The 21,415-nt window shown below is 72.8% G+C and carries 18 protein-coding genes and 1 tRNA gene; 8 read left to right on the top strand and 11 right to left on the bottom strand.

The genetic code is table 11. From position 1 onward, the window contains the following. The first annotated feature begins 14 nt into the window (after nucleotides 1-14). A complete protein-coding gene (locus DEJ49_RS31195) occupies nucleotides 15-1,559 on the top strand; it encodes a glycoside hydrolase family 3 protein (protein ID WP_150187203.1) in 1,545 nt (514 codons plus the stop codon). On the opposite strand, the gene DEJ49_RS31190 is transcribed toward DEJ49_RS31195, so the two are convergent. Together DEJ49_RS31190 and DEJ49_RS31185 are read right to left on the bottom strand one after the other, a co-directional pair. After that, nucleotides 1,531-3,879: a collagenase gene (locus DEJ49_RS31190; RefSeq protein ID WP_223833056.1), complete on the bottom strand. Its 2,349-nt coding sequence runs from the start codon at nucleotides 3,877-3,879 to the stop codon at nucleotides 1,531-1,533. The two genes, DEJ49_RS31195 and DEJ49_RS31190, sit on opposite strands and share 29 nt — an antisense overlap. Before the next feature lie 115 nt (nucleotides 3,880-3,994). After that, nucleotides 3,995-5,146 (bottom strand): MFS transporter, encoded by a 1,152-nt coding sequence (locus DEJ49_RS31185; RefSeq protein WP_150188591.1) that lies wholly within the window; start codon nucleotides 5,144-5,146, stop codon nucleotides 3,995-3,997. Between the two features lie 120 nt (nucleotides 5,147-5,266). Between DEJ49_RS31185 and DEJ49_RS31180 the strand changes: the two genes are divergently transcribed. The 7 genes from DEJ49_RS31180 to DEJ49_RS31150 all read left to right on the top strand — a co-directional run bounded on the left by DEJ49_RS31180 (nucleotide 5,267) and on the right by DEJ49_RS31150 (nucleotide 12,369). Beyond that, nucleotides 5,267-6,049: an AraC family transcriptional regulator gene (locus DEJ49_RS31180; protein ID WP_190329502.1), complete on the top strand. Its 783-nt coding sequence runs from the start codon at nucleotides 5,267-5,269 to the stop codon at nucleotides 6,047-6,049. Between the two features lie 76 nt (nucleotides 6,050-6,125). Further along, a complete protein-coding gene (locus DEJ49_RS31175) occupies nucleotides 6,126-7,298 on the top strand; it encodes an NAD(P)/FAD-dependent oxidoreductase (RefSeq protein WP_150187200.1) in 1,173 nt (390 codons plus the stop codon). Beyond that, the gene (locus DEJ49_RS31170; RefSeq protein ID WP_223833055.1) at nucleotides 7,295-7,627 is read left to right on the top strand and encodes a (2Fe-2S)-binding protein; all 333 of its coding nucleotides are present in this window, start codon (nucleotides 7,295-7,297) and stop codon (nucleotides 7,625-7,627) included. The genes DEJ49_RS31175 and DEJ49_RS31170 overlap by 4 nt, the downstream gene beginning before the upstream one ends. After that, nucleotides 7,608-9,593 carry an FAD-dependent oxidoreductase gene (locus DEJ49_RS31165; RefSeq protein ID WP_150187199.1) on the top strand — a complete coding sequence of 662 codons (1,986 nt, stop codon included), beginning with the start codon at nucleotides 7,608-7,610 and terminating at the stop codon, nucleotides 9,591-9,593. The genes DEJ49_RS31170 and DEJ49_RS31165 overlap by 20 nt, the downstream gene beginning before the upstream one ends. Further along, the gene (locus DEJ49_RS31160) at nucleotides 9,590-10,498 is read left to right on the top strand and encodes a dihydrodipicolinate synthase family protein (protein ID WP_150187198.1); all 909 of its coding nucleotides are present in this window, start codon (nucleotides 9,590-9,592) and stop codon (nucleotides 10,496-10,498) included. The genes DEJ49_RS31165 and DEJ49_RS31160 overlap by 4 nt, the downstream gene beginning before the upstream one ends. A gap of 94 nt (nucleotides 10,499-10,592) precedes the next feature. Continuing rightward, entirely contained in the window at nucleotides 10,593-11,597 is a 1,005-nt protein-coding gene (locus DEJ49_RS31155) for a proline racemase family protein (protein ID WP_150187197.1), read from the top strand. 109 nt (nucleotides 11,598-11,706) lie between these two features. After that, nucleotides 11,707-12,369 carry a GntR family transcriptional regulator gene (locus tag DEJ49_RS31150; protein ID WP_150187196.1) on the top strand — a complete coding sequence of 221 codons (663 nt, stop codon included), beginning with the start codon at nucleotides 11,707-11,709 and terminating at the stop codon, nucleotides 12,367-12,369. Nucleotides 12,370-12,465: 96 nt separating this feature from the next. On the opposite strand, the gene DEJ49_RS31145 is transcribed toward DEJ49_RS31150, so the two are convergent. The 9 genes from DEJ49_RS31145 to DEJ49_RS31105 form a co-directional block, all read right to left on the bottom strand. Further along, nucleotides 12,466-12,550: transfer RNA gene (locus DEJ49_RS31145), tRNA-Leu, on the bottom strand. Nucleotides 12,551-12,754: 204 nt separating this feature from the next. Then, nucleotides 12,755-13,831: a sugar phosphate isomerase/epimerase family protein gene (locus DEJ49_RS31140; protein ID WP_150187195.1), complete on the bottom strand. Its 1,077-nt coding sequence runs from the start codon at nucleotides 13,829-13,831 to the stop codon at nucleotides 12,755-12,757. Nucleotides 13,832-13,994: 163 nt separating this feature from the next. Beyond that, nucleotides 13,995-15,371 carry a nucleotide pyrophosphatase/phosphodiesterase family protein gene (locus DEJ49_RS31135; protein WP_150187194.1) on the bottom strand — a complete coding sequence of 459 codons (1,377 nt, stop codon included), beginning with the start codon at nucleotides 15,369-15,371 and terminating at the stop codon, nucleotides 13,995-13,997. Beyond that, nucleotides 15,368-16,537, bottom strand: coding sequence for a metabolite traffic protein EboE (eboE, locus tag DEJ49_RS31130; protein WP_150187193.1), 1,170 nt, complete (start codon nucleotides 16,535-16,537; stop codon nucleotides 15,368-15,370). Before eboE ends, DEJ49_RS31135 begins: the two co-directional genes overlap by 4 nt. A 3-nt stretch (nucleotides 16,538-16,540) precedes the next feature. Continuing rightward, a complete protein-coding gene (locus tag DEJ49_RS31125) occupies nucleotides 16,541-17,392 on the bottom strand; it encodes a TatD family hydrolase (RefSeq protein ID WP_150187192.1) in 852 nt (283 codons plus the stop codon). Beyond that, the gene (locus DEJ49_RS31120; RefSeq protein ID WP_150187191.1) at nucleotides 17,392-18,066 is read right to left on the bottom strand and encodes an EboA domain-containing protein; all 675 of its coding nucleotides are present in this window, start codon (nucleotides 18,064-18,066) and stop codon (nucleotides 17,392-17,394) included. Before DEJ49_RS31120 ends, DEJ49_RS31125 begins: the two co-directional genes overlap by 1 nt. Continuing rightward, nucleotides 18,063-18,989: a sugar phosphate isomerase/epimerase family protein gene (locus DEJ49_RS31115; RefSeq protein ID WP_150187190.1), complete on the bottom strand. Its 927-nt coding sequence runs from the start codon at nucleotides 18,987-18,989 to the stop codon at nucleotides 18,063-18,065. The genes DEJ49_RS31120 and DEJ49_RS31115 overlap by 4 nt, the downstream gene beginning before the upstream one ends. Before the next feature lie 23 nt (nucleotides 18,990-19,012). After that, nucleotides 19,013-20,005 (bottom strand): SCO3242 family prenyltransferase, encoded by a 993-nt coding sequence (locus DEJ49_RS31110; RefSeq protein ID WP_150187189.1) that lies wholly within the window; start codon nucleotides 20,003-20,005, stop codon nucleotides 19,013-19,015. Further along, the gene (locus tag DEJ49_RS31105) at nucleotides 20,002-21,327 is read right to left on the bottom strand and encodes an inositol-3-phosphate synthase (protein WP_411757259.1); all 1,326 of its coding nucleotides are present in this window, start codon (nucleotides 21,325-21,327) and stop codon (nucleotides 20,002-20,004) included. Before DEJ49_RS31105 ends, DEJ49_RS31110 begins: the two co-directional genes overlap by 4 nt. Between the last annotated feature and the right edge of the window lie 88 nt (nucleotides 21,328-21,415).

The following is a 21,415-nucleotide window of genomic DNA, read 5'->3' as shown; positions in this document are numbered from 1 at the left end:
TCGGAGGTCGCGCCATGGCACCGAGCAGTGACCCGACTCTGGAGCACCTCGCACACTCCGTGCTGCAGCCCGGCTTCGAAGGCACCACGGCCCCCGCCTGGCTGCGCCGCAGGATCGCCGAGGGTCTGGGCTCCGTCGTCCTGTTCGCACGGAACATCGAGACGCCCGACCAGGTCGCCCGGCTCACCGCGGACCTGCGCGCGGAGAACCCGGACCTGATCGTCGCCATCGACGAGGAGGCGGGCGACGTGACCCGCCTGGAGGCGTGGACCGGCTCGTCCCGCCCCGGCAACCTCGCCCTCGGCGCCGTCGACGACATCGACCTGACCGAGCGGGTGGCCCACGACATCGGCCGCGACCTGCACGCCGCCGGCGTCACCCTCAACTTCGCGCCGAGCGCCGACGTGAACTCCAACCCGCTCAACCCGGTGATCGGCGTACGTTCCTTCGGCTCCCGCACCGATGTCGTCTCCCGCCACACGGCCGCCTGGATCCGCGGCCTCCAGGAGGCGGGTGTCGCCGCCTGCGCCAAGCACTTCCCCGGCCACGGCGACACGGTCGTCGACTCGCACTACGGCCTGCCCCAGGTGAAGGGCTCCGCCGAGGAGATCGCGCTGACCGCGCTGCCGCCGTTCATCGCGGCGATGGAGGCGGGCGTGCGCGCCGTCATGACCGCGCACCTCCTCGCCCCCGCCTACGACCCGGACCTGCCCGCGACGCTCAGCCACCGCATCCTGGTGGAACTGCTGCGCGGGGAGCTGAACTTCGACGGGCTCCTGGTCACCGACGGCATCGAGATGGGCGCGGTCACCGACCGCTACGGCATCGACGGCGCGACCGTGAAGGCGGTGGCCGGCGGTGTGGACGCGGTGTGCGTGGGCGGCGAGAGTGCCGACGAGGCCACGTTCGACCTGCTCTCCACGGCCCTGGTGAAGGCGGTCATCGACGGTACGCTGCCCGAGGCCCGGCTCGTCGAGGCGAGCAGGCGCGTACGGGAGTTCGCGGCCTGGTCAGGCGAGCGGTCCCGCGCCGTCGACCGCGCGGCGGGCCCCACCGACATCGGCCTGGTCGCCGCCCGCCGTGCCGTGCGGGTGCACCACCGCTCCGGCACGGCGAACGCGTCGCTCCCCGTCGTGGGCGTACCGCACGTCGTGGAGCTGTCCCCCACGATGAACCTGGCCATCGACGGCCACACCCCGTGGGGCGTCGCCGAACCGCTGCGGGACCTGCGCCCGGGCACCACGTCCGTGCGGCTCACGGAGCCCGACCTCACCCACGCGGGCGACCTCCTGGACAGCGAGGTGCTGACCCCGGCGACGGGCCGCGCCCTGGTGGTCGTGGTCCGCGACGCGGCCCGGCACCGCTGGATGACCGACACCCTCAACCGCATCCTGCGGTGCCGCCCCGATGCCCTGGTCGTCGAGATGGGCGTTCCGGGGGGCGACGCGCTCGGCGCCACCCGCCTGATCACCCACGGCGCGACCCGTGTCTCGGGCATCGCGGCGGCGGAACTGCTCGCGGGCGGGGGTCTCACCCCTTCAGCGGCCCCTCGCAGCTGAAGTCCGCGCTGCCTGCGCGGCCGTCGGACCAGATGTCGACCTTGCCGAACGAGCAGTTCATGTCGGCCAGGTTGTTGTCGCCCGCCGTGGACCGTTCGAGGAGGAAGTAGTCCACGGTCTCCGACATGTCCTTGAACACGGCGTCGGGGTCTCCGGACGCGCCGAGGTTCGCGGTGATGCGGCCCGTGCAGGTGTACCTGGGCCGCTCCGGCGCACCGTTCGAGCGGCAGTCGGGCGTGATGCCCGTCGTCGCCGCGATGGAGGTGCGGACCTGGTCGGCGGTGGTGTCGCGGAGCTCAGCGACCGGCACGTACGTCGTGTCGGGCACGAAGAGGTCGTCGACGTGCGCGATCTGCTTGTCGAGGAAGGCGTCGTATCGGCTCTGCAGGCCGCCGTCCTTGCCGAGCCGGTCGCGCCAGGCGTCGAAGCGCGCCGGGTCGTCGGCCCGCAGATAGCCGTACATCTCCTTGAGCAGCCCGGGGCGTTCGGTCCACAGGAACTCGAAGAACGTGCCCGCGTAGTCGTAGAAGCGGAAGCCGTCTCCGTCGTACGTGGCGTGCAGGAGCTGATCGACCGTCATGCGCGGGCCGCCGTTGGCCGTGTCGTCGATGATGCCCTGCACCAGTGACTTGCGGGCCTTGATGCCGTCGTCGCGGGTGGCGCCGTCGAAGAACTCGGCGGTGCCCTCGTCCATCGCGGTCGTCCGGTCGCCCTGGTACCAGGGTCCCTCGCCGAAGAAGCCGGGCACGGCCCAGCGGCCGTTGAGGTAGTGCGTGTACTCGTGGCGGAAGAGCTCCTCCAGCGTCAGCGTGGAGTCCTGCGGGACGCGCCGCTGGTAGGTGTAGAAGGTCGCACCGCGCTCGATGTAGACGCCGCCGTTGTTCGTGTCCATGCCGGTGAGCAGGGGGTGGTAGTTCTCGTAGTCGGCGCGCGACGCGTAGAGAACCGTCGTCAGTGTCGTGTTGGGGTCGCCCTTCAGCGGCTCCTCGGTGCCGACGACCCGGTGGAACTGCGCCTTGACCTGCTTGCTCGCGTAGTAGAGCTGGTCGACGGTGGACCGGTCGAGCGCCGTGCGGACCTTCATGCCGCCCTTGTCGTACGTATAGGTCTGCGGGAAGAGGCGACGCTCGATGTCGGCCTTGCACACCTTGTACGGAGCGCAGGCGCCGAACTCGTTCAGCCAGGTGGCGACCTTCGCCCAGGGGGCGCTGCCCTCACCGAAGTTGCGGACGACGACGTCCACGAGCCCGCCGAGCCCGGTGACGATCTCGCTCGTGAGCCCGTCGATCTGCCCGAACCTGCCGTACTCGCTCAGCGCGTCGCGCACCACCCAGGCGTTGGCGGTGCCCTTGAGGTGGGTGTACCCGCCGAAGGCCTTGAAGGCGGCGCGGTAGGAGGGGTCCGCCTTCACCGCGGCGTGGAAGGCGGCGTCCCGGTTGCCGGGGTACACGCCGAGATAGCTCAGGGAGAGCGCGGCGAGCGCGGAGCCGGCCCACGCGGTGTCCTTGGCGGTGCCGGGGTGCTTGGCGTCCATGGTGGTCAGCACGCGCTTGACCAGCGGGAGTTGGTGCTGCCGCAGGCCGGGCGCGCTCGCGGCGTAGAGCGCCTCGCGCAGCGACTCGGCATTGCTGCGGGTCACGTCGAAGGTGCGGGGGGCGGATCCGAAGGCGTCGACGGCGCGCCGCATGGCGTCCACGGTCGGCGCGTCGGTGACGTCGATCTCGTCGTGCGAGAAGTCCTGGTAGGCGACGGCGTGGAGGTACGTGAGCAGCTCCAGGAGATTGCTGCCGTTCTTGCCGTCGTGGGCGGCCGCGAGCCCCGCGATGCGGCGGGAGACGGCCTGGACGTGCGCGTCCGACATGACGGGGGCGAGCCGCGCGTCCCACGTCCAGACGAGGGTGCGGAGACAGCCGTCCGCGGTGACGGCGGGGTCGGCGAGGAAGTCGGCGAACCGGTCGGGCGAGAGTCCGGTGACGCCGTCGAGGGTGCAGGGCACGGCCTTCGCGGAGCTCGCCTGCTGCTTCGCTTTCGGCTTGGGCGTGCGGGGGCCGGGGATGCGGCCGTCCTTGAGTCCGCCCCCGCCCCCGCCGGGCGCCGGGATCTCGTGGGCGCCCGGCTTCGGGGCCTTCGCCCGGCGGTCGACCACGTCCTGGGGGTTCGGGGCGGCCGGAGCGGTGGCGCTGCGGGTCTTCCCCGTGGTTACCGGGGGCTCGGCCGCGTGACCGACCTGGACGGCCGAGGCGCAGAGGGTCGCCGCTATCGCGCCGGCGAGCACGGATCTGCGCAGGGTGCGTAGACGTATCTGGGACTTCTGGGACACCGATGGCTCCTGTGGGAGGTGGGGGCTGAGGTGCTGCCACTGCGTCATGTGATGCGTAACGTAGTAATGTGATATTGCACTGACAACCCCTCAGGAGCCACCAACTGCTCGGAGTTCAGGCCCTGTTGCTGTCGGCGGGGTCCGGTTCGCGCAGTGTGCGCAGAAGGAGCCAGCCGAGCGCGGGCAACACGATCAGCGGCGTGAGCGCCGTCCGCAGGGAGGCTGCGTCCGCGACGGCCCCGATCACCGGGCTCGCGAGGCCCCCGATGCTCACGGTCAGCCCCAGGGTGACACCGCTCGCGGTGCCCATGCGCCGCGGCAGGTAGTCCTGCCCGAGGGTGATGTGCAGGGAGAACGGTACGTAGAGGCCGGCCGAGGTGAGGGCGACGAAGACACAGAGCACCGGGCCCGGGACGAGGACGACCCCGGCCACCGCGAGGACCGTGAGGGCGTACGACCACCGGACGACCGGGAGCCGGCCGTGGCGTGCGGCGAGCCGCCCGCCCGCGACGGTCCCGACCGCGCCGCCGACATACAGCACGAACAGGGCGGCGGTGCCCGCGACTTCGCCCCCTCCGATGCGCTCCCGGACGTACAGCGCGATGAACGTGCTCAGCCCGGTGAAGACGATCGAGCGACAGACGATGGCGCCGGACAGCTTGAGGAACGAGGGCCAGTCGTCCGCGGCGGGCACCGAATTCCCGCCAGGGGACGCCGACTTCGGGTCCGCTGCGACTCCTGTCCTGAGAACCCGCAGCGCCGCCACGCACAGCACCGCTCCCGCGAGGGCGGGCACGACCAGGAGTGGCGACGTGCGCAGGCCGCCCGTGGCGACGACGGCGGAGACCAGCAGGGGCGCGGTCGCGAAGCCGACGTTGCCGCCGAGCGAGAACCAGCTCATCGCGGTGTGGCTCCCCCGGCTCGCCCGCCGGGCCACGCGCGCGGCCTCCGGATGGTACGCGGCGACACCGATGCCGGACACGGCGACGACCAGCAGCGTCACCGCGTAGCTCCCGCCGACCCCCGCGAGCGCGACTCCGGCGCCGCCCACCAGCGTGCTCACCGGCAGCAGCCACGGCATGGCCCACTTGTCGGTGAGCGCCCCGAACAGGGGCTGGACGACGGAGGAGAGCAGGGAGGCGGCGAGCACGATGCCGGACGCGGCGGCGTAGCTGTAGGCGCGCTCGGCGACGAAGAACGGCACGAGGGCTGCGACGGCGCCCTGATAGACGTCCACGCAGGCGTGACTCAGCGCGAGGAGGGTGATGGGCCGTCGGCGGGGGGTCGAGGGTGCGGCGGCAGCGGCTGACGGGGCTTTCGTTCGGATGGACACCGGCTCATCGTCGCCACGCGCCACCCTGGCCCGCTTCCGATAAAGTGCCAACCTGTGCCGAAAACCCGCCACACCTTCCGCCACGCAGTCGGCCGGACGATCCGTCACACCCCCGAAGCGCCGACCGCCATCCGGGAACTCTCCCCCGGCGAGTGCATCGACCCCCACCGCCACGACGACCACCAGATCGTCTACGCGGGCTCCGGCGTCGTGGCCGTGACCACCGACGCGGGCACCTGGTTCGCGCCCGGCACCCGCGCCATCTGGGTCCCCGCCGGCTGCGTCCACGCCCACCGCGCCCACGGCCACCTGGCCCTGCACCTGGTCGGTCTGCCCGCGGGCACGAACCCGCTCGGCCTCGACGCCCCGACCGTGCTCTCCGTCGGCCCGCTCCTGCGCGAACTGATCCTCGCCCACACCCGGGACCCGGAGGACGACTCCCCGGAACGCCGACGGCTGCGCGCCGTGCTCCTCGACCAGCTGCGTGCGTCGCCCCAGCAGCCCGTGCAGCTGCCCACGCCCTCGGACCCGCGCCTCGCCGCCGTCTGCGACCAGCTGCACGACGACCCCGCGGATCCGCGGAGCCTCGCCGCACTCGCCGCCGCGGCGGGAGCGGGCGAACGCACCCTGAGCCGTCTCTTCCGCCGCGAGCTCGGCATGACGTTCCCGCAGTGGCGCACCCAGCTGCGGCTCTACCACGCCCTGCGCATGCTGGCCGACGGCACGCCCGTCACGGCGGTCGCGCACCGCTGCGGATGGTCGTCGACCAGCGCGTTCATCGACGTGTTCCGCAGGGCGTACGGGTACACGCCCGGGACGCATCACCGCCGCGCCTGAGACGCTGTCCCGTCCCGCAATTCCCTTGTGCGCACGCCCCCTTGGCACCGTCAGTGCCATGTGAAATATTACTGCCGTGCTCACGAGACATGCGTCAGACCTCGTCATCGTGGGGGCGGGAGTGGTCGGCGCCGCGTGCGCCTATTACGCCGTCCACGCAGGCCTCCACGTCACCGTCATCGACCGCGGACCCGTCGCGGGCGGCACCACGGGGGCGGGCGAGGGCAACCTCCTCGTCTCCGACAAGGAACCGGGCCCGGAGCTCGAACTCGCCCTGCCTTCCTCCGCGTTGTGGCGCGAACTCGCGACCGAGCTCCCGTCCCGCATCGAGTACGAGACGAAGGGCGGCGTGGTCGTCGCCTCGACGGAATCCGAGCTCGCGGCCCTGCGCCGGTTCGCGGCGGAGCAGCGACGGGCGGGCGTCGAGGCCGACGAGGTACCGGCCGACCGCCTCACCGAACTCGAACCCCATCTCGCACCGGGCCTCGCGGGCGGCTACCACTACCCCCAGGACGCCCAGGTGCAGCCCGCCCTCGCCGCCGCACACCTGCTGCGGGCGGCCGCCGACGCCGGGCGCCTCACGCTCCGGCTCGGCGAGGAGGTCACCGCCGTCCTCACCGGCAGGCAGGGCGAGGTGCGGGGAGTCCGGACGACGCGGCACGGCGAGGTACACGCGCCTCACGTGCTCAACGCCGCCGGTACGTGGGGTGGTCAACTCGCCCGTCTGGCGGGCCTGGAGCTGCCGGTGCTCCCCCGCCGCGGATTCGTCCTCGTCACCGAACCGCTGCCGCGCGTGGTGCGCCACAAGGTGTACTCCGCCGAGTACGTCGCCGACGTCGCGAGCGGCTCGGCGGCGCTCCAGACCTCCGCCGTCGTCGAGGGCACACCTGCGGGCCCCGTGCTGATCGGGGCGAGCCGGGAGCGGGTGGGCTTCGACCGGACGCTGTCGGTGGAGGCCCTGCGCCGCCTCGCGGGCCAGGCGGTACGCCTGTTCCCCGCCCTGGCGCGGGTGCGGGCGCTCCGCGCGTACGCGGGGTTCCGCCCGTACCTGCCGGACCACCTTCCGGCGATCGGCCCCGACCCGCGCCTCCCCGGCCTGCTGCACGCGTGCGGTCACGAGGGCGCGGGCATCGGCCTCGCCCCGGCGACCGGGGCGCTGATCGCCGCGATGCTGACGGACGGCGAACTCCCGCTGGACCCGACCCCGTTCGCTCCGGAGCGCTTCGCACGCGAGGAGGCAGTCCGTTGAACAGTCCGTTGAACAGTCCGTCGAAACCGACCGAACTCGTGGGCGCGGCCCCCGACCCGCCCTTCACGATCACTTTCGACGGGCGGCGACTCGACGCGCTGCCGGGCCAGTCCATCGCGGCCGTACTCTGGTCGGCGGGCATCCTCTCCTGGCGGACGACGCGAGGCGGCGGGCGGCCGCGCGGGGCGTTCTGCGGCATCGGCCAGTGCTACGACTGCCTCGCCACCGTCAACGGCCGCCCCAACAGGCGTGCCTGCCTGGTCACGGCGAGCCCCGGCGACACGGTCACCACGCAGGAGGGGAACGGTCATGCCGGGTTCGAGGAGTGACACCTGCGCTACGGATGGCGCGAGCGAGGGGCACGAGGCGCTGCCCGAGGACGCGTTCCACGATCTCGCGGTGATCGGTGCAGGGCCCGCGGGTCTCGCGGGTGCCGTGACGGCCGCCGAACTCGGGCTGTCCGTCGTCATGGTGGACGCGGCTCGGCAGCCGGGCGGCCAGTTCTACCGTCACCCCGCAGCGGCCACGCGCGCCACCCGCCCCGAGGCCCTGCACCACGACTGGCCCACGTTCACCGACCTGCGCGACCGCCTGCGAACCGGCGGCGTCACCTGCCTCTTCGACCACCACGTGTGGACGGTGACGCGGAAGGCGGAGGACGACTGGACCGTGCACGCCCTGACGGGCGACGTCGACGGGGTCTGCGAACCCGGCGACGGGCAGCGTTCGACGCGGGTGCGGGCACGCGCGGTCCTCCTCGCGACCGGATCGTACGAGCGACAACTCCCCTTTCCCGGCTGGACATTGCCTGGCGTCGTCGGCGCGGGCGGCGCCCAGGCCATGCTGAAGTCGGGCCTCGTCCTGCCCGGCAGGCGCGTGGTCGTCGCCGGCAGCGGCCCGCTCCTGCTGGCCGTGGCAGCCTCGCTCGTCACGGCGGGGGCCGAGGTGCCCGAACTGGTCGAGGCATCCTCGTACTTCGGCTACGCGCACCACCCGCGCGCGGTCGCCGCCCAGCCCCACAAACTGACGGAGGGCGCACACCACGCGAAGGCCTTGCTGCGCCACCGGGTCCGACCGCGCACACGCCACGCGGTCACCGAGGCGCACGGCACGGACCGCGTGGAAGCGGTGACGGTCGCCCGCCTCGACGACGCATGGCGTCCGGTACCGGGGACGGAACGGCGTATCGACTGCGACGCCGTCGCCGTCGGCCACGGACTGATCCCGCAGATCGACCTGGCGACCGGCCTGGGCTGCGCGACGCGCCGCACCGCCGACGGCGCGTACGCCCTGGCGCTGAGCCCACTGCAGGAGACGTCGCTGCGCGGCCTGTGGTCGGCGGGCGAGACGTCGGGCGTGGGCGGCGCGCAACAGGCCATGGTGGAGGGCGAGTTGGCGGCTCTGGCCGTCACGTTCCGGCTCACCGGCCGGCGTCCCGCTCCGCTCTCGCGCCTGCGCTCCCTGCGTCGCCGCCGCGACCGCATGAACGCCTTCGCCGACGCCATGACCGCCACGCACGCGCCGAGGCGGGGGTGGACGCGGTGGCTCACCGACGAGACCGACGTCTGCCGCTGCGAGGAGGTCCCGGCGGGCCGCATCCGCGAGGCCGTGACGGAGTACGGCGCCCGGGACGCGCGCTCCGCGAAGCTCCTGACCCGGGCGGGCATGGGCTGGTGCCAGGGCCGCGTATGCGGCTGGGCCGTGTCGTGCCTGGCGACACCCGCGCCGGCCGCCCCGCCCGAGGAACCGCCGAGCACCGCCCCCGACCGACGCCCCCTGGCCACACCGGTCCCTTTGGGCGCCCTGGCCGACCTGCCCGACCCGGCCGCCCCTCTCGCCCCAGCCGACCCGGCCGCCCCACTGAACCCAGCCGACCCGACCGACCCGGCCGCCCCTCTCGGCCCAGCCGACCTGGCCTCCCCACTGGACCCGGCCAACCCAGCCGACCCGGCCGACTTACTGGACCCGACCGAACCGGCCGCCCCACTCGACCCAGCCAACCCGGCCGCCCCACTGGACCCGGCCAACCCAGCCGACCCGGCCGACTTACTGGACCCGACCGAACCGGCCGCCCCACTCGGCCCAGCCGACCCGGCCGCCCCACTGGACCCAGCCGACCCACTCGACTCAGCCAACCCAGCCGGCCCATTCGGCCCAGCCAGCCCACTCGACCCAGTCGGCCCGGCCGCCCCCGAACCACGACTCCTCCCCCCTGACCCACACCTCCCCTCCCCCGCTCCACACCCCCCGCCTCACCACCTCCCGCCTCACCCGACCGAAGGGCAGCCGTCATGACCGCCGGACACTGGACCACCGACCGCCCCTGGCGCGGCATCATGGTCGCCACCGCGCTCCCCCTGCGCGAGGACCTCTCCATCGACTACGACGCCTACGCCGAGCACGTCGGGCACCTCATCGGCAACGGCTGCGACGGCGTCGTGCCGAACGGCTCCCTCGGCGAGTACCAGACCCTCACCGACGACGAGCGCGCCCGCGTCGTCCGCACGGCCGTCGAGGCCGCGGGCGACGGCGCCCGTGTGATGCCCGGCGTCGCCGCGTACGGCAGCGCGGAGTCCCGCCGCTGGGCCGAGCACGCCGCCGAGGCGGGCTGCGGCTCCGTACTCCTCCTGCCGCCGAACACCTACCGCGCCGACGAAGAGGCCGTACGTTCCCACTACGCCGAGGTCGCGAAGGCGGGCCTGCCCGTGGTCGCGTACAACAACCCTCTCGACACCCGCGTCGACCTGACCCCGGACCTGCTGGCCCGGCTGCACCGCGACGGCACGATCGTGGCCGTGAAGGAGTTCTCGGGCGACGTCCGCAGGGCGTACGAGATCGCCGAGCTCGCCCCGGAGCTGGACCTGCTGATCGGCGCGGACGACGTCCTGCTCGAACTCGCCCTCGCGGGCGCCGTCGGCTGGATCGCCGGCTACCCGAACGCGTTCCCCGCCACCTGCGCCGAGCTCTACGACGCCGCCCGCGCCCACGACCTGGCGACGGCGCTCCCCCTCTACCGGTCGCTGCACCCGCTTCTGCGGCAGGACTCCAAGACGGAGTTCGTGCAGGCCATCAAGTTGTCGATGGACATCGTGGGCCGGCGCGGCGGGCCGACCCGCCCGCCGCGCTCCCCGCTGTCCGGCGCCACGGAGGCGCTGGTCCGGTCGGCCACGGAGAAGGCGATGGCGGCGGGCCACCGCTGACCGACGCAGGTACACGCACGTACGCCGGACACCACGCACGCGTACGCCGGACACCACGCACACATAGGCCGGACAACCGGAGGCAGAGACGCCCATGCGCACCCGTCACGTGTTCCACGCCGTCGACTCGCACACCGAGGGCATGCCCACCCGCGTGATCACCGGCGGCGTCGGGGTGGTCCCCGGCGCCACCATGGCCGACCGCAGGCTGCACTTCATCGAGCACATGGACCACCTGCGCACGCTCCTGATGTACGAGCCGCGCGGCCACTCCGCGATGAGCGGTGCCATCCTGCAGCCTCCGACACGGCCCGACGCCGACTACGGCGTCCTCTACATCGAGGTGTCCGGGCTCCTCCCGATGTGCGGCCACGGCACCATCGGCGTGGCGACCGTCCTGGTCGAGACCGGCATGGTGCGGGTCACCGAGCCGGTCACGACGGTCCGCCTGGACACTCCGGCGGGCCTGGTCGCCGTCGACGTGCAGGTGACGGACGGCGCGGCGACCTCGGCGACGCTCACCAACGTGCCCGCGTTCTGTGTCGCCCTGGACCGCAAGGTCGAGGTGCCGGGCCACGGCACGGTGACGTACGACATGGCGTACGGCGGAAACTTCTACGCCTTCGTCCAGCTCGACGCGCTGGGGCTGCCGTTCGACCGCTCCCGCAAGGACGAGCTGCTCGCGGCGGGGCTGGCCGTCATGGACGCGATCAACGCGTCGCCGGACCGCCCGGCGCACCCCGAACAGCCGGAGATCAGCGGTGTCAAACACGTCTACCTGGCGGCGCCCGGCTCGGACGCCCGCCACTCCCGGCACGCCATGGCGATCCACCCGGGCTGGTTCGACCGCTCGCCGTGCGGAACGGGCACGTCCGCGCGCATGGCGCAGCTGCACGCCCGCGGCGAACTCCCGCTGGACCGCGACTTCGTCAACGAGTCGTTCATCGGCACGGAGTTCACGGGACGCCTCGTGGCGGAGACGGAGGTGGCGGGCCTGCCCGCGGTCGTGCCGCGGATCACCGGCCGCGCCTGGATCACGGGCACGGCCCAGTACTTCCTGGACCCCGACGACCCGTTCCCCGCAGGCTTCACTCTCTGACCCCCGCGTGCCCCCGGAACCCCCCGGAGCTCCCCGCCCCCTCCAACTGGCAACGTGACATTGTACTTTGGTGATCCGCGCGGGCGCGGGTACCACCGGAGGGGACACCATGGGGCACCTGAAGCAGAAGAACCTCATCACCACCAGGGAGCGGCTGCGCGACCAGGTCGGCCACGCGCTGCGGGCCGCCCTGATCTCGGGCGAGCTGCGCCCCGGCGAGATCTACTCCGCGCCCGGCCTGGCCGAGGACTTCGGAATCTCGGCGACGCCGGTGCGCGAGGCGATGCTCGACCTGGCCCGCGAGGGCCTGGTCGAGCCGGTCCGCAACAAGGGCTTCCGGGTCACCGAGGTGAACGAACGCGACCTCGACCAGTACACGGAGATCCGCGCCCTGATCGAGATCCCCATGATCGGTCGGATCACGCGCACGGCCGCCAAGGAGGACCTGGAAGTCCTGCGTCCGATCGCCGAGGAGATCGTGCGCGCCGCCCGCGACCACGACCTCATCGGCTACCTGGAGGCCGACCGCCGCTTCCATCTCTCGCTGCTCGCCCTGTCGGGCAACGACCGTCTGGTCGAGACGGTCGGCGACCTCCGCAAGCGCTCCCGCCTCTACGGCCTGACGGCCCTGGACGAGCGCGATCAGCTGACCCCGTCGGCCGAGGAGCACATCGAGCTCCTGGACCTGATGCTGGCGGGCGACGCCAAGGGGGCGGAGAAGTGCATGGCGCGACACCTGGGTCACGTGCGGTCACTGTGGGCGACGACCTGAGCGCCCACGGGCAGGCGGGGCACAACGAAAATGGTGCCGACCGGATTCCGGTCGGCACCATTCGGTGTCCTGCTGTACTGCTCTGGTACTACTCTGTGTCCGAGGGGGGACTTGAACCCCCACGCCCGATAAAGGGCACTAGCACCTCAAGCTAGCGCGTCTGCCATTCCGCCACCCGGACTAGGTGTCTGCCGCCTTGCGGGGGTGTTCCCCGCGGCGACATGGACAACAATACCAAGGTTTCGGAGTGCCTTTCACCTGCGTATCCGCCCGCCGGACCGCTCACTGTGAGTGACAGCGGGATTACCCGTGTCGGGTCCTCCGGCCGGGCCCTCCGGCCGACGGCGGGAGGGCCCTTCCATGGTGTGAGGTCAGTGGCGTGAGGTCAGTCGCCGCAGCGGCCGCGCAGCGAGTGCAGGTGCTCGCTCGACTTGCGGGCGAAGGCGTAGGACTCGACCGGGTTGTCGTGCTCGGTCTGCCAGTGGTGGTAGCGCTTGCCGTGCTGGGTGCGTGCCGTCACCTTCGAGAGGAACTTCTTGTAGTCGATGTCGCCGTCGCCCACGTCCGTCATGCGGTAGCCGTCCCGCGTGGTCTCGTCGCGGATGCCGTCCTTGACGTGGAACAGGGGGTAGCGGTGGGGCTGCTTCAGTACGTAGTCGAGCGGGTGGAAGGGGGCCGGGGTGCCGTCGGCGCGCTTGCCGAAGCGGAACTGGGCGCTGAACGCCCAGTAGATGTCCATCTCCAGATACACGAAGTCGGGGTCGGTCTCCGCGAGGAGCACGTCGTAGAGCCGGACCTTCGGCTTGTCGGTGGCGAAGGAGAATTCCTCGGCGTGGTTGTGCTGGTAGAACTTCATGCCGCGCTTGCGGGCCGCTTCGCCGTACGTGTTGAAGTCCTCCGCCGCACGCTTCCAGGCGTCGACGGTGGTGCCGTACCGGAAGGGGCCGGAAGCGGTGCCTATGTGCTTCAGACCGAGGGCCTCCGCGTCGTCGAGGACCTTGGTGAGGTTCTGCGCGAAGGTGTACGCGTTGGGGTTGTTGTTGTCGTAGTAGCCGACGTGGGAGCCGATGGGGTTCAGGCCGTGATCGCGGGCGAGCCGCTTGAGCTGGGCCAGGGTGATGGCGCCGGCGGAGCCCTGGGTGTATCCGGCGAATTCGATCTCGTCGTATCCGTACTTCTCCAGCTCGGCGAAGACGGGCGCGAAACCGACGGAGGACACCTTGTCGCGCAGGCTGTAGAGCTGGATGCCGAGCCGCCCCGGCGGCAGGACGGGGCGCCCGCGGCCCTTGCCCGCGGCGGCGGAATCGGCGGCGGCCGCGGGGGTCGCCGATGCGGCGGATGCGGTCGGGGCGGCCGCTCCGACGAGCGCCGCGGCGGTGGCTCCGGCGGCCACCCCGAGCATGCCGCGTCGGCTGAGTCTGTGCGCGAGTTCGGGGTCGGAGGTGGTGGGCTTGCTGCTCATGCGGTTCTCCTCGGTGGCATCGGGGCGCGTGGCATCAGGGGCGCGTCAGGGATGGGTTCGAAGGACGGATCAGGGATCGCTGAGGGCCGGGCCCTGATGGCAGGGTCCGAGCTGTCTGGTTCAGTGGAGATCAAGCAGATTCAGCGGATCGGGCCGGCGGGCGTCACCGCAGACCCGCGAGGTCGAGCAGGAGCGATTTCACATCGGTGGCCGCGACGCGGCCGCTGACGGCGCGGGGCGTGGAGCACAGAATGAGCGGACTTTCGTCCTCGCTCGTGGGGAGGCGGCCATGGCTGCCGCGAATAGGTGACGGGTCCAGGGGCACGACCGCCATGCGGTAGCGCATGCCGAGCTTCTTGCGGGCCAGCGCGCCCGCGGCCTTGACGCGGACGTACGGGTCCTCGGGGTCCATGAAGAGCTCGACGGGGTCGTAGCCGGGTTTGCGGTGGATCTCGACGAGCTGCGCGAAGTCGGGCGCGCGGGCGTCGTCGAGCCAGTAGTAGTACGTGAACCAGGCGTCCGGCTCCGCGACGGCGACGAGTTCCCCGGAGCGCGGGTGGTCCAGCTGGTGGTCCTTCTTGCCCTCGTCGTCGAGGAGCTGCTCGATGCCGGGGACGCCTTCCAGGGCGGCCCGGGTGGCTTCGAGGTCTTCGGGGCGGCGGACGTAGACGTGGGCGATCTGGTGGTCGGCGACGGCGAAGGCCCGGGAGGCCATCGGGTCGAGGTACTCCATGCCGTCCTGGGTGTGCACCTCAAGGAGACCCGCGCGGCGCAGGACGCGGTTGATGTCGACGGGCCGGTTCACCCGGGTGATGCCGTACTCGGACAGGGCGACGAGGGTCCTGCCCTCCGCCTTCGCGTCGTCCAGGAGCGGCGCCATGGTCGCGTCGAGTTCGGCGGCGGCGCGGAAGGAGCGCGGGTCGTCGGGGCCGAAGCGCTGCAGGTCGTAGTCGAGGTGAGGGAGATAGCACAGGGCGAGGTCGGGGTGGCGGGTGTCGATGATGTGCCGGGTGGCGTCCACGATCCAGCGACTGGACACGATGTCGGCGCCGGGGCCCCAGAAGTGGAAGAGGGGGAACGTGCCGAGTCTGTCGGTGAGTTCGTCGTGGAGGGCCGGGGGCCGGGTGTAGCAGTCGGGTTCCTTGCGTCCGTCGGCGTAGTAGACGGGACGGGGGGTGATGGTGAAGTCGGTGTCGGCGCCCATGGCGTACCACCAGCAGATGTTGGCGACGGTGTAGCCGGGGTGCGCGCGGCGGGCGGCGTCCCACAGCTTGTCGCCGGCCACGAGTCCGTTGTGCTGACGCCACAGGAGTACGTCGCCGAGCTCGCGGAAGTACCAGCCGTTGCCGACGATGCCGTGCTCGGCGGGGGTGGTGCCGGTCAGGAAGGTGGACTGGGCGGCGCAGGTGACGGCGGGCAGGACGGTGCCGAGCGGCGCCCTGGACCCGGACTGGCCGAGCGCTTTGAGACGCGGCATGTGGTCGAGGAGGCGCGGGGTGAGGCCGACGACGTCGAGGACCAGCAAGGGGGTCGGGGTCATGGGAGTTCCTTGAGGCCGAGGTCGGTCAGGAGGTCGCGGGCGAGGGAGAGCTCCGCGGCGATGCCCTCGGCGAGCTGGGGGCGGCCGCGGGGGCGCAGCGCGGGCGGGAGGGCCTGCCAGGTGTAGGTCTCGACCTCCAGATGCCGGGTGAGGGGGGCGGGCCCGCCGACGAGTCGGGTCAGGACGTCCTGGAGGACGGGGAGCGTGGAGGTGAGGGGCGCGGCGGGAGCCGCGTGGAGGGGGACGTGGAAGTGGGCGCGCCAGGGTGCCGTGTCGGGCAGCGCGTCGGTGGCGAGTGCTTCGCCGAGGTCGTCGGTGCCGCGCAGGCCGGCGCCGGTCAGGGTCCGGGTCTGGTGGAGGAAGCGGGGTTCGTCGAAGGCCGCGAGGGCTTCGCGTACGTCGGGGAGGTGGGGGTGTTCGGCGTGCAGTGCGGCGGACAGTTGCGATTTGACGACGGGGATGCCTGCGGCGCCGAGGGCGTCGAGGGCGGTCCGCGGGTCTTCGAAGGAGGTGGCGAGGTGGCAGGTGTCGACACAGACACCGATGCGGTCGTGGCCGACGGCGGTGAGCGGGGCGATGGCGTCGGCGGTCGTCTCGACGGTGCAGCCGGGCTCCGGTTCGAGGCCGATGCGGATGGAGCGTCCGGTCAGCTCGGTGAGGGCGTCGAGGCGCTGGGCCAGCACGGTGAGGGCGGTGCGGGCGGCCTCGGCGCGCGGAGTGTCGAAGGGGGTGCGCCAGGCGAGCGGAAGAGTGGAGATGGTGCCTTCGGTGACGTCGTCGGGGAGGAGAGCGGCGAGGAGCCTGGCCAGTTCGGTGGTGTGGCTGAGGCGTTCGGGGTCGGTCCAGTCCGGCTTGTACACGCGGTATTTGACTTGTTCCGCACCGAAGCCCTCATAGGGGAAGCCGTTGAGGGTGACGACTTCGAGTCCGCGCCGGTCGAGTTCGGTGCGCAGGCCCCGCAGCGCCGCGGGGTCGGTGACGAGGGAGTGGGCGGCGTCCTTGGCGAGCCACAGGCCGATGCCGAGGCGGTCCCTGCCGAGTTTCCTGCGCACGGGCTCGCAGTGGTCGCGGAGCTGGGCGAGCACTCCGTCGAGGGTTTCGGCCGGGTGGACGTTGGTGCAGTAGGCGAGGTGGACGGTGGAGCCGTCGGGGTGCCGGAAGCGCATGGGTCACGCCCCGCCGCGCAGGATGGAGTTGCCTTCGTGGGTGGCGGCGTCCGGTTCGCGCACGTCGAGCTGGAGTCGGCCGCTGAGCCCGTAGAACTCCACGGGGTTGCGCCACAGCACGAGGTCGACGTCGTCCTCGTCGTACCCGGTGGCCAGCATGGCGTCGGCGACCTTGCGGGTCTTGAGGGGGTCGCTCTTTCCCCAGTCGGCCGCGGAGTTGATGAGCACCCGGTCGGGTCCGAAGTCGCGGAGGATCGCGACCATGCGTTCCTCGTCCATCTTGGTGTCGGGATAGACGGAGAAGCCCAGCCAGCAGCCGCTGTCCTTGGCCTCCTTGACGGTGGTCTCGTTGAGATGGTCGATGAGGACGCGGTCGAGGGGCAGGGCGGACTCGCCGATCACATCGATGGTGCGGCGCAGGCCGGCGAGCTTGTCGCGGTGCGGGGTGTGCACGAGGGCGGGCAGCTCGTGGTCGGCGGCGAGCTGCAGCTGGGCGGCGAGCGCGGTGTCCTCGGCGGGCGTCATGGAGTCGTAGCCGATCTCTCCGACGGCGACGACGTTGTCCTTGACGAGATAGCGGGGCAGTTCGTCGAGGACAGGGGTGCAGCGGGGATCGTTCGCCTCCTTCGGGTTGAGGGCGATCGTGCAGTGGTGGGCGATGCCATACTGCGCCGCGCGGAAGGGTTCCCAGCCGAGGAGGGAGTCGAAGTAGTCGAAGAAGGAGGCGGGCGACGTGCGGGGCTGGCCGAGCCAGAAGGCGGGTTCCACGACGGCGCGGACGCCCGCGGCATACATCGCCTGGTAGTCGTCGGTGGTGCGGGACGTCATGTGGATGTGGGGGTCGAAGATGCGCATCAGGACTCCTGCTCCTCGCCGGTGAGGGGGCCCGCGGGGGCCGAGGGGGACTCGAGGACGGTCAGCTCCATGGCCCGGTGCAGGTCGCCGGGGACGGGGCGGCCGGCCGCGGACCGCTCCGTCGCGTAGTCGCCGAGCATCCGGGCGAGTTCCGCGTCGCCGTGGGCACGCCTCGGCAGGTCGGCGACGGCGTCCAGCGGGACACCGGTGAACAGGCACTTGAGGACGGCGTGCCGCCAGTCGTGCGGAGGGAGGTGCGCGGCGGCGTAGGGGCCGACGGCGGCGGCGACGAGGCTCGTGTCGTTGGTGCGCAGGGCGTCCTCGACGAGGGGCAGCGCGTCGGGTCCCGGTACCAGATGGGGCAGTGCCCGCAGGATGGCCCGGCGTTCGGCTGCGGTGCCCTGGGCGTAGAGGCGGGCGAGGGTCACCGGGGTCGCGTGGGCGGCTTGCAGGAGCAGGATGCGGGCGGCGTCGGCGTGCGGGGGGCCGCAGCGGCGTCCTGCCTCGGCGAACCGCAGTTCCCACGTGGGGGTGGGTCCCGGCCCCTCCCGTTCGGGTCGCTGTCCGTGCGCGGCGGCTTCGGCGGTGGCCTGGTCGAGCCAGGCGCGGGCGGCTCCGCCGAGGTCGTTCTCGAGCTGGGTACGGAGGGCGGCGATCTCGGAGGTGTCGGTCACGGGGTACCTCCTTCGGCGGGGGTGGCGGCCAGGGCGGGGGCGGGGACTGCGGCTTCCGCTCGGCGCAGGAAGTCGATGGAGCGGGCGGCAAGGTCGGGGCCCGCGTGGGAGTGGCGGGGCAGTTCGACGACGGTCAGCCCTCGGTAGCCGACGGTGGCCAGCGCTTCGAGCACGGGCGGGAAGTCGATCTCTCCGTCCCCGAAGGGCAGGTGCTCGTGGACTCCGCGGCGCATGTCCTCGATCTGGACGTGCCGCAGCCAGGGGGCGGCGGCACGCACGCAGTCCGCGGGAGGGAGAGGCTCGAGGCACTGGCAGTGGCCGATGTCGAGGGTGAGGCCGAGGAGTCCGGGGTCGGGGTCACCGAGTTCTCGACGCAGGTGGTGGAAGTCGGCGAGTGACGAGAGGAGATGGCCGGGTTCGGGCTCGACGGCGAGCGGAACACCGGCGCGGGAGGCGGCGTCGAGTACGGGGCCGAGCGCGTCGGTGAGACGGAGCCACGCGAGGTCGTCCGGGGTGCCCGACGGGGTGATGCCGCTGAAGCAGTGCACGGCGTGGGCGCCGAGGTCGGCGGCGACCTGAACGGCACGAATCAACAGACGCCCGCGCTCGGTACGCCGTTCCGGGTCGGGGTCGAGGAGGGAGGGGCCGTGCTTGCGCCGCGGGTCGAGGACGTATCGGGCACCGGTCTCGACGGTGACGCCCAGCCCGAGCCGCTCGAGCCGGCGGGCCACGTGGCGGGTGCGGGCGGCGAGATCGGGGGCGAGGGGGTCGAGGTGCATGTGGTCGAGGGTCAGACCGACACCGGAATAGCCGAGGTCGGCGAGGAGTCCGAGGGCGTCGTCGAGCCGGAGGTCGGTGAGCCCGTTGGTCCCGTAGCCGTACCGGAGCCCGGTGCGGGGGCTCTGCGGGGTCGCTCCACTCATGCGGCGCGTACCTTCCGTTCCGCTCATGTGACGCTCACCTTCCGTGCGAACCGGCGGGCCGCGGGGGCGAGGGCGGCGGTCAGGAGGGCGGTGGCGGGGGCGCCGGTGCGGGCGGCCAGGGCGGCCTGGAGCGGGATCATGGCGCGGATTCCGCCGCCGACGGCGCGCTGGGTGAGGGGAGGTGACGGGTTGAGGGCGGCGTGGAAGAGGGGCTTGGCGGCGGTTGCGGCGTAGGCGAGGGCGAGGGCGCCGGGGAGGGCTCGGCGGGCGGTGTCGACAGCGTTCCGGAGGTCCGGAGCGCCGCCGCCAGGGCGCATCGTTGCCGGCGGGGCACCCCGGCCTCGCCACGTGCCACCCCCGCCTGGGCAGGAGCGGCGTGCTGCGCCGATCAGGCGGGTGGTCAGGGCCGCTGTCGTCGCCAGTGCGGCCAAGGGTGCGGTCGAGGAGCCGCCCTGGGCTTCGCGGCGGGAGACGACGGTGACGGCCAGGGTGTGGGCGGCGAGGGCCGCCGCCGAGGGGGCGGCTGCGGTGGCCCGGGCGCGCGGGGTGTGGTCGGGGCCTGCCGTGGCGGTCGCGCCGAGGAGCAGGTCGAGGCCGCGCGCGGTGGCCATGGCTGCCGGACCGGCGGGGGTGTGCTTCAGGACGAGGTCGTACGCCCACACGGTTCCGGCCAGCGTGCCCGCCACGGCGAGGGCGGGGCGGCCCGCGCGGGAGGCGAGGGCGAGGCCGGCGGCGGTGAGGGCGGTGGCAGCGGTGAGGGCCGCGGGTGGGGCGATGCGGCCGGAGGGGAGGGGGCGTTCGGGGCGTTCGACGGCGTCTTCGGCGCGGTCGGCCCAGTCGTTCAGGGCCATACCGGCCTCGTACAGGCAGAGGGAGGAACCGATGGCGAGGAGAGTGCGGTGGTTGGGACGCAGACCGGTCGCGGCCGCTCCGGCGAGGGCGTCGCCGGGAACGGTGAACAGGGCGGGGAGGCGCAGGAGTTCAGCCCAGGCGCGCCGGGTGCCCAACGCGCTCACGAGGCCTCACCGCCCGCCGCGCCACCGACGGCCCCGCGACCGTCCGGTCCTGTGACGGGACCGTCTGCCCCGGCGGGTTCTCCCCGCCCCGAGCCACGACCGCCTCCCCCGGCGACGTCCGCCCGCCCGGAAGGACGACCCTCTCGCCCCGCTGAGCCTCCCCCTCCGGGGCCACCATCGCCCCCCTCGGCGGCAGCCACCCGCCCAGGGCCACGGTCGCCGACCCCGGCCGCGTCCCCTCCCAACTGCTGCGCGAAGTCCACCAGGGCGGCGTACTGCTCCCCCAGGGCAGCCGGGGCGCCGTCGTCCGGGTCCTTGAAGTAGAAGGCCAGGGCGGGGAGGGGGCCGGAGAGGGAGCGTTCGTGGGCGCGAGAGGTCAGGCGGGCCAGGTCCAGGATGAGGGGGGCGGCGAGGGCCGAGTCGCAGCCCTGCCAGGTGGTCTGGAGGACCATGCGCGTGCCGAGGAAGCCGTCGAAGGCGATGTGGTCCCAGGCCGTCTTCCAGTCGCCGAGGGAGGGGACGTCGTCGATGTGGACCTCGCCCTCGGGGGCGGAGCCCAGCGTGTCGGCGAGGACGCGTTCCTTGCCGGCGTTCTTCGCCGCGGCGGCTGCGGGGTCGGCAAGGGCTGCGCCGTCACCGCCGCCGAGGAGGTTCGTGCCGGACCAGGCGCGTACGGAGAGGGCGCGTTGCGCGAACATCGGGCCGAGTACGGAGCGCAGCAGGGTCTGGCCGGTCTTGCCGTCGCGGCCCGCGTAGGGGAGGCCGGAGGTGCGTGCCGCGTCGGCGAGGCGCGGGTGGTGCAGGCCCGTGGAGGGGGTGAAGTTCACGTAGGGGCAGCCGGCGCGGAGGGCGGCGGCCGCGTAGAGGGAGCTGGAGGGGAGCCGTTCGGCGCCGTCCGTGGGGAGCGGTTCGGTCGAGGCGACGTTGACCACCACGGCGCGGGCGAGGCCCCGGCGGCGTATGAAGGCGCGGATGTCGGCGGTGAAGGCGTCGATCAGTTCCTCGTCGGTGCGGGTGTCGCCGGGTTGCGGGCCGCCGGGCCGTATCTCCGCGTCGGCGGCGGCGAGTTCGGCGTGCACCGCCGAGGGGAGGCCGTGGGGCAGGACGCCGCCCGCGGCGAGTTCCTCGGCTCGTTTGGGCAGGGGGCAGCTGGTCGTGTCGTGGCCGCCGAAGACGAGCGACGACAACGTTGGCAGGCCGCGGTCCAGGAAGGGGGCGGTCTCGGTCACCATGCCGGTGGGTGCGTGGAGGCCGGCGGTGATCGCCGCGCAGCCCGCGACGGCCGTGGTCGCGACCGAGCCGCGTGCCCCGATCAGCCACACGCCGACGGGACCGACGGGCGGGGTCCCGGGGGGAGTGGAGGGCGTAGATGGTGAGGTCGCGGATGTGGACACGGCTGCCTCCTGCATG

The sequence above is a fragment of the Streptomyces venezuelae genome, from assembly GCF_008642335.1.
In the GTDB taxonomy this organism is placed as follows: Bacteria; Actinomycetota; Actinomycetes; order Streptomycetales; family Streptomycetaceae; genus Streptomyces; species Streptomyces venezuelae_F.
This window is presented reverse-complemented; position numbering and strand designations above follow the sequence as displayed.

Excerpts from the sequence above, each read along its gene's own strand:
- DEJ49_RS31135 (WP_150187194.1), bottom strand. The coding sequence starts at position 15,371 with ATGACCCCGACCCCCTTGCTGGTCCTCGACGTCGTCGGCCTCACCCCG.
- DEJ49_RS31160 (WP_150187198.1), top strand. The coding sequence starts at position 9,590 with ATGACCGCCGGACACTGGACCACCGACCGCCCCTGGCGCGGCATCATG.
- DEJ49_RS31165 (WP_150187199.1), top strand. The coding sequence starts at position 7,608 with ATGCCGGGTTCGAGGAGTGACACCTGCGCTACGGATGGCGCGAGCGAG.
- eboE (WP_150187193.1), bottom strand. The coding sequence starts at position 16,537 with ATGCGCTTCCGGCACCCCGACGGCTCCACCGTCCACCTCGCCTACTGC.
- DEJ49_RS31125 (WP_150187192.1), bottom strand. The coding sequence starts at position 17,392 with ATGCGCATCTTCGACCCCCACATCCACATGACGTCCCGCACCACCGAC.
- DEJ49_RS31155 (WP_150187197.1), top strand. The coding sequence starts at position 10,593 with ATGCGCACCCGTCACGTGTTCCACGCCGTCGACTCGCACACCGAGGGC.
- DEJ49_RS31195 (WP_150187203.1), top strand. The coding sequence starts at position 15 with ATGGCACCGAGCAGTGACCCGACTCTGGAGCACCTCGCACACTCCGTG.
- DEJ49_RS31140 (WP_150187195.1), bottom strand. The coding sequence starts at position 13,831 with ATGAGCAGCAAGCCCACCACCTCCGACCCCGAACTCGCGCACAGACTC.
- DEJ49_RS31115 (WP_150187190.1), bottom strand. The coding sequence starts at position 18,989 with ATGAGTGGAGCGACCCCGCAGAGCCCCCGCACCGGGCTCCGGTACGGC.
- DEJ49_RS31150 (WP_150187196.1), top strand. The coding sequence starts at position 11,707 with ATGGGGCACCTGAAGCAGAAGAACCTCATCACCACCAGGGAGCGGCTG.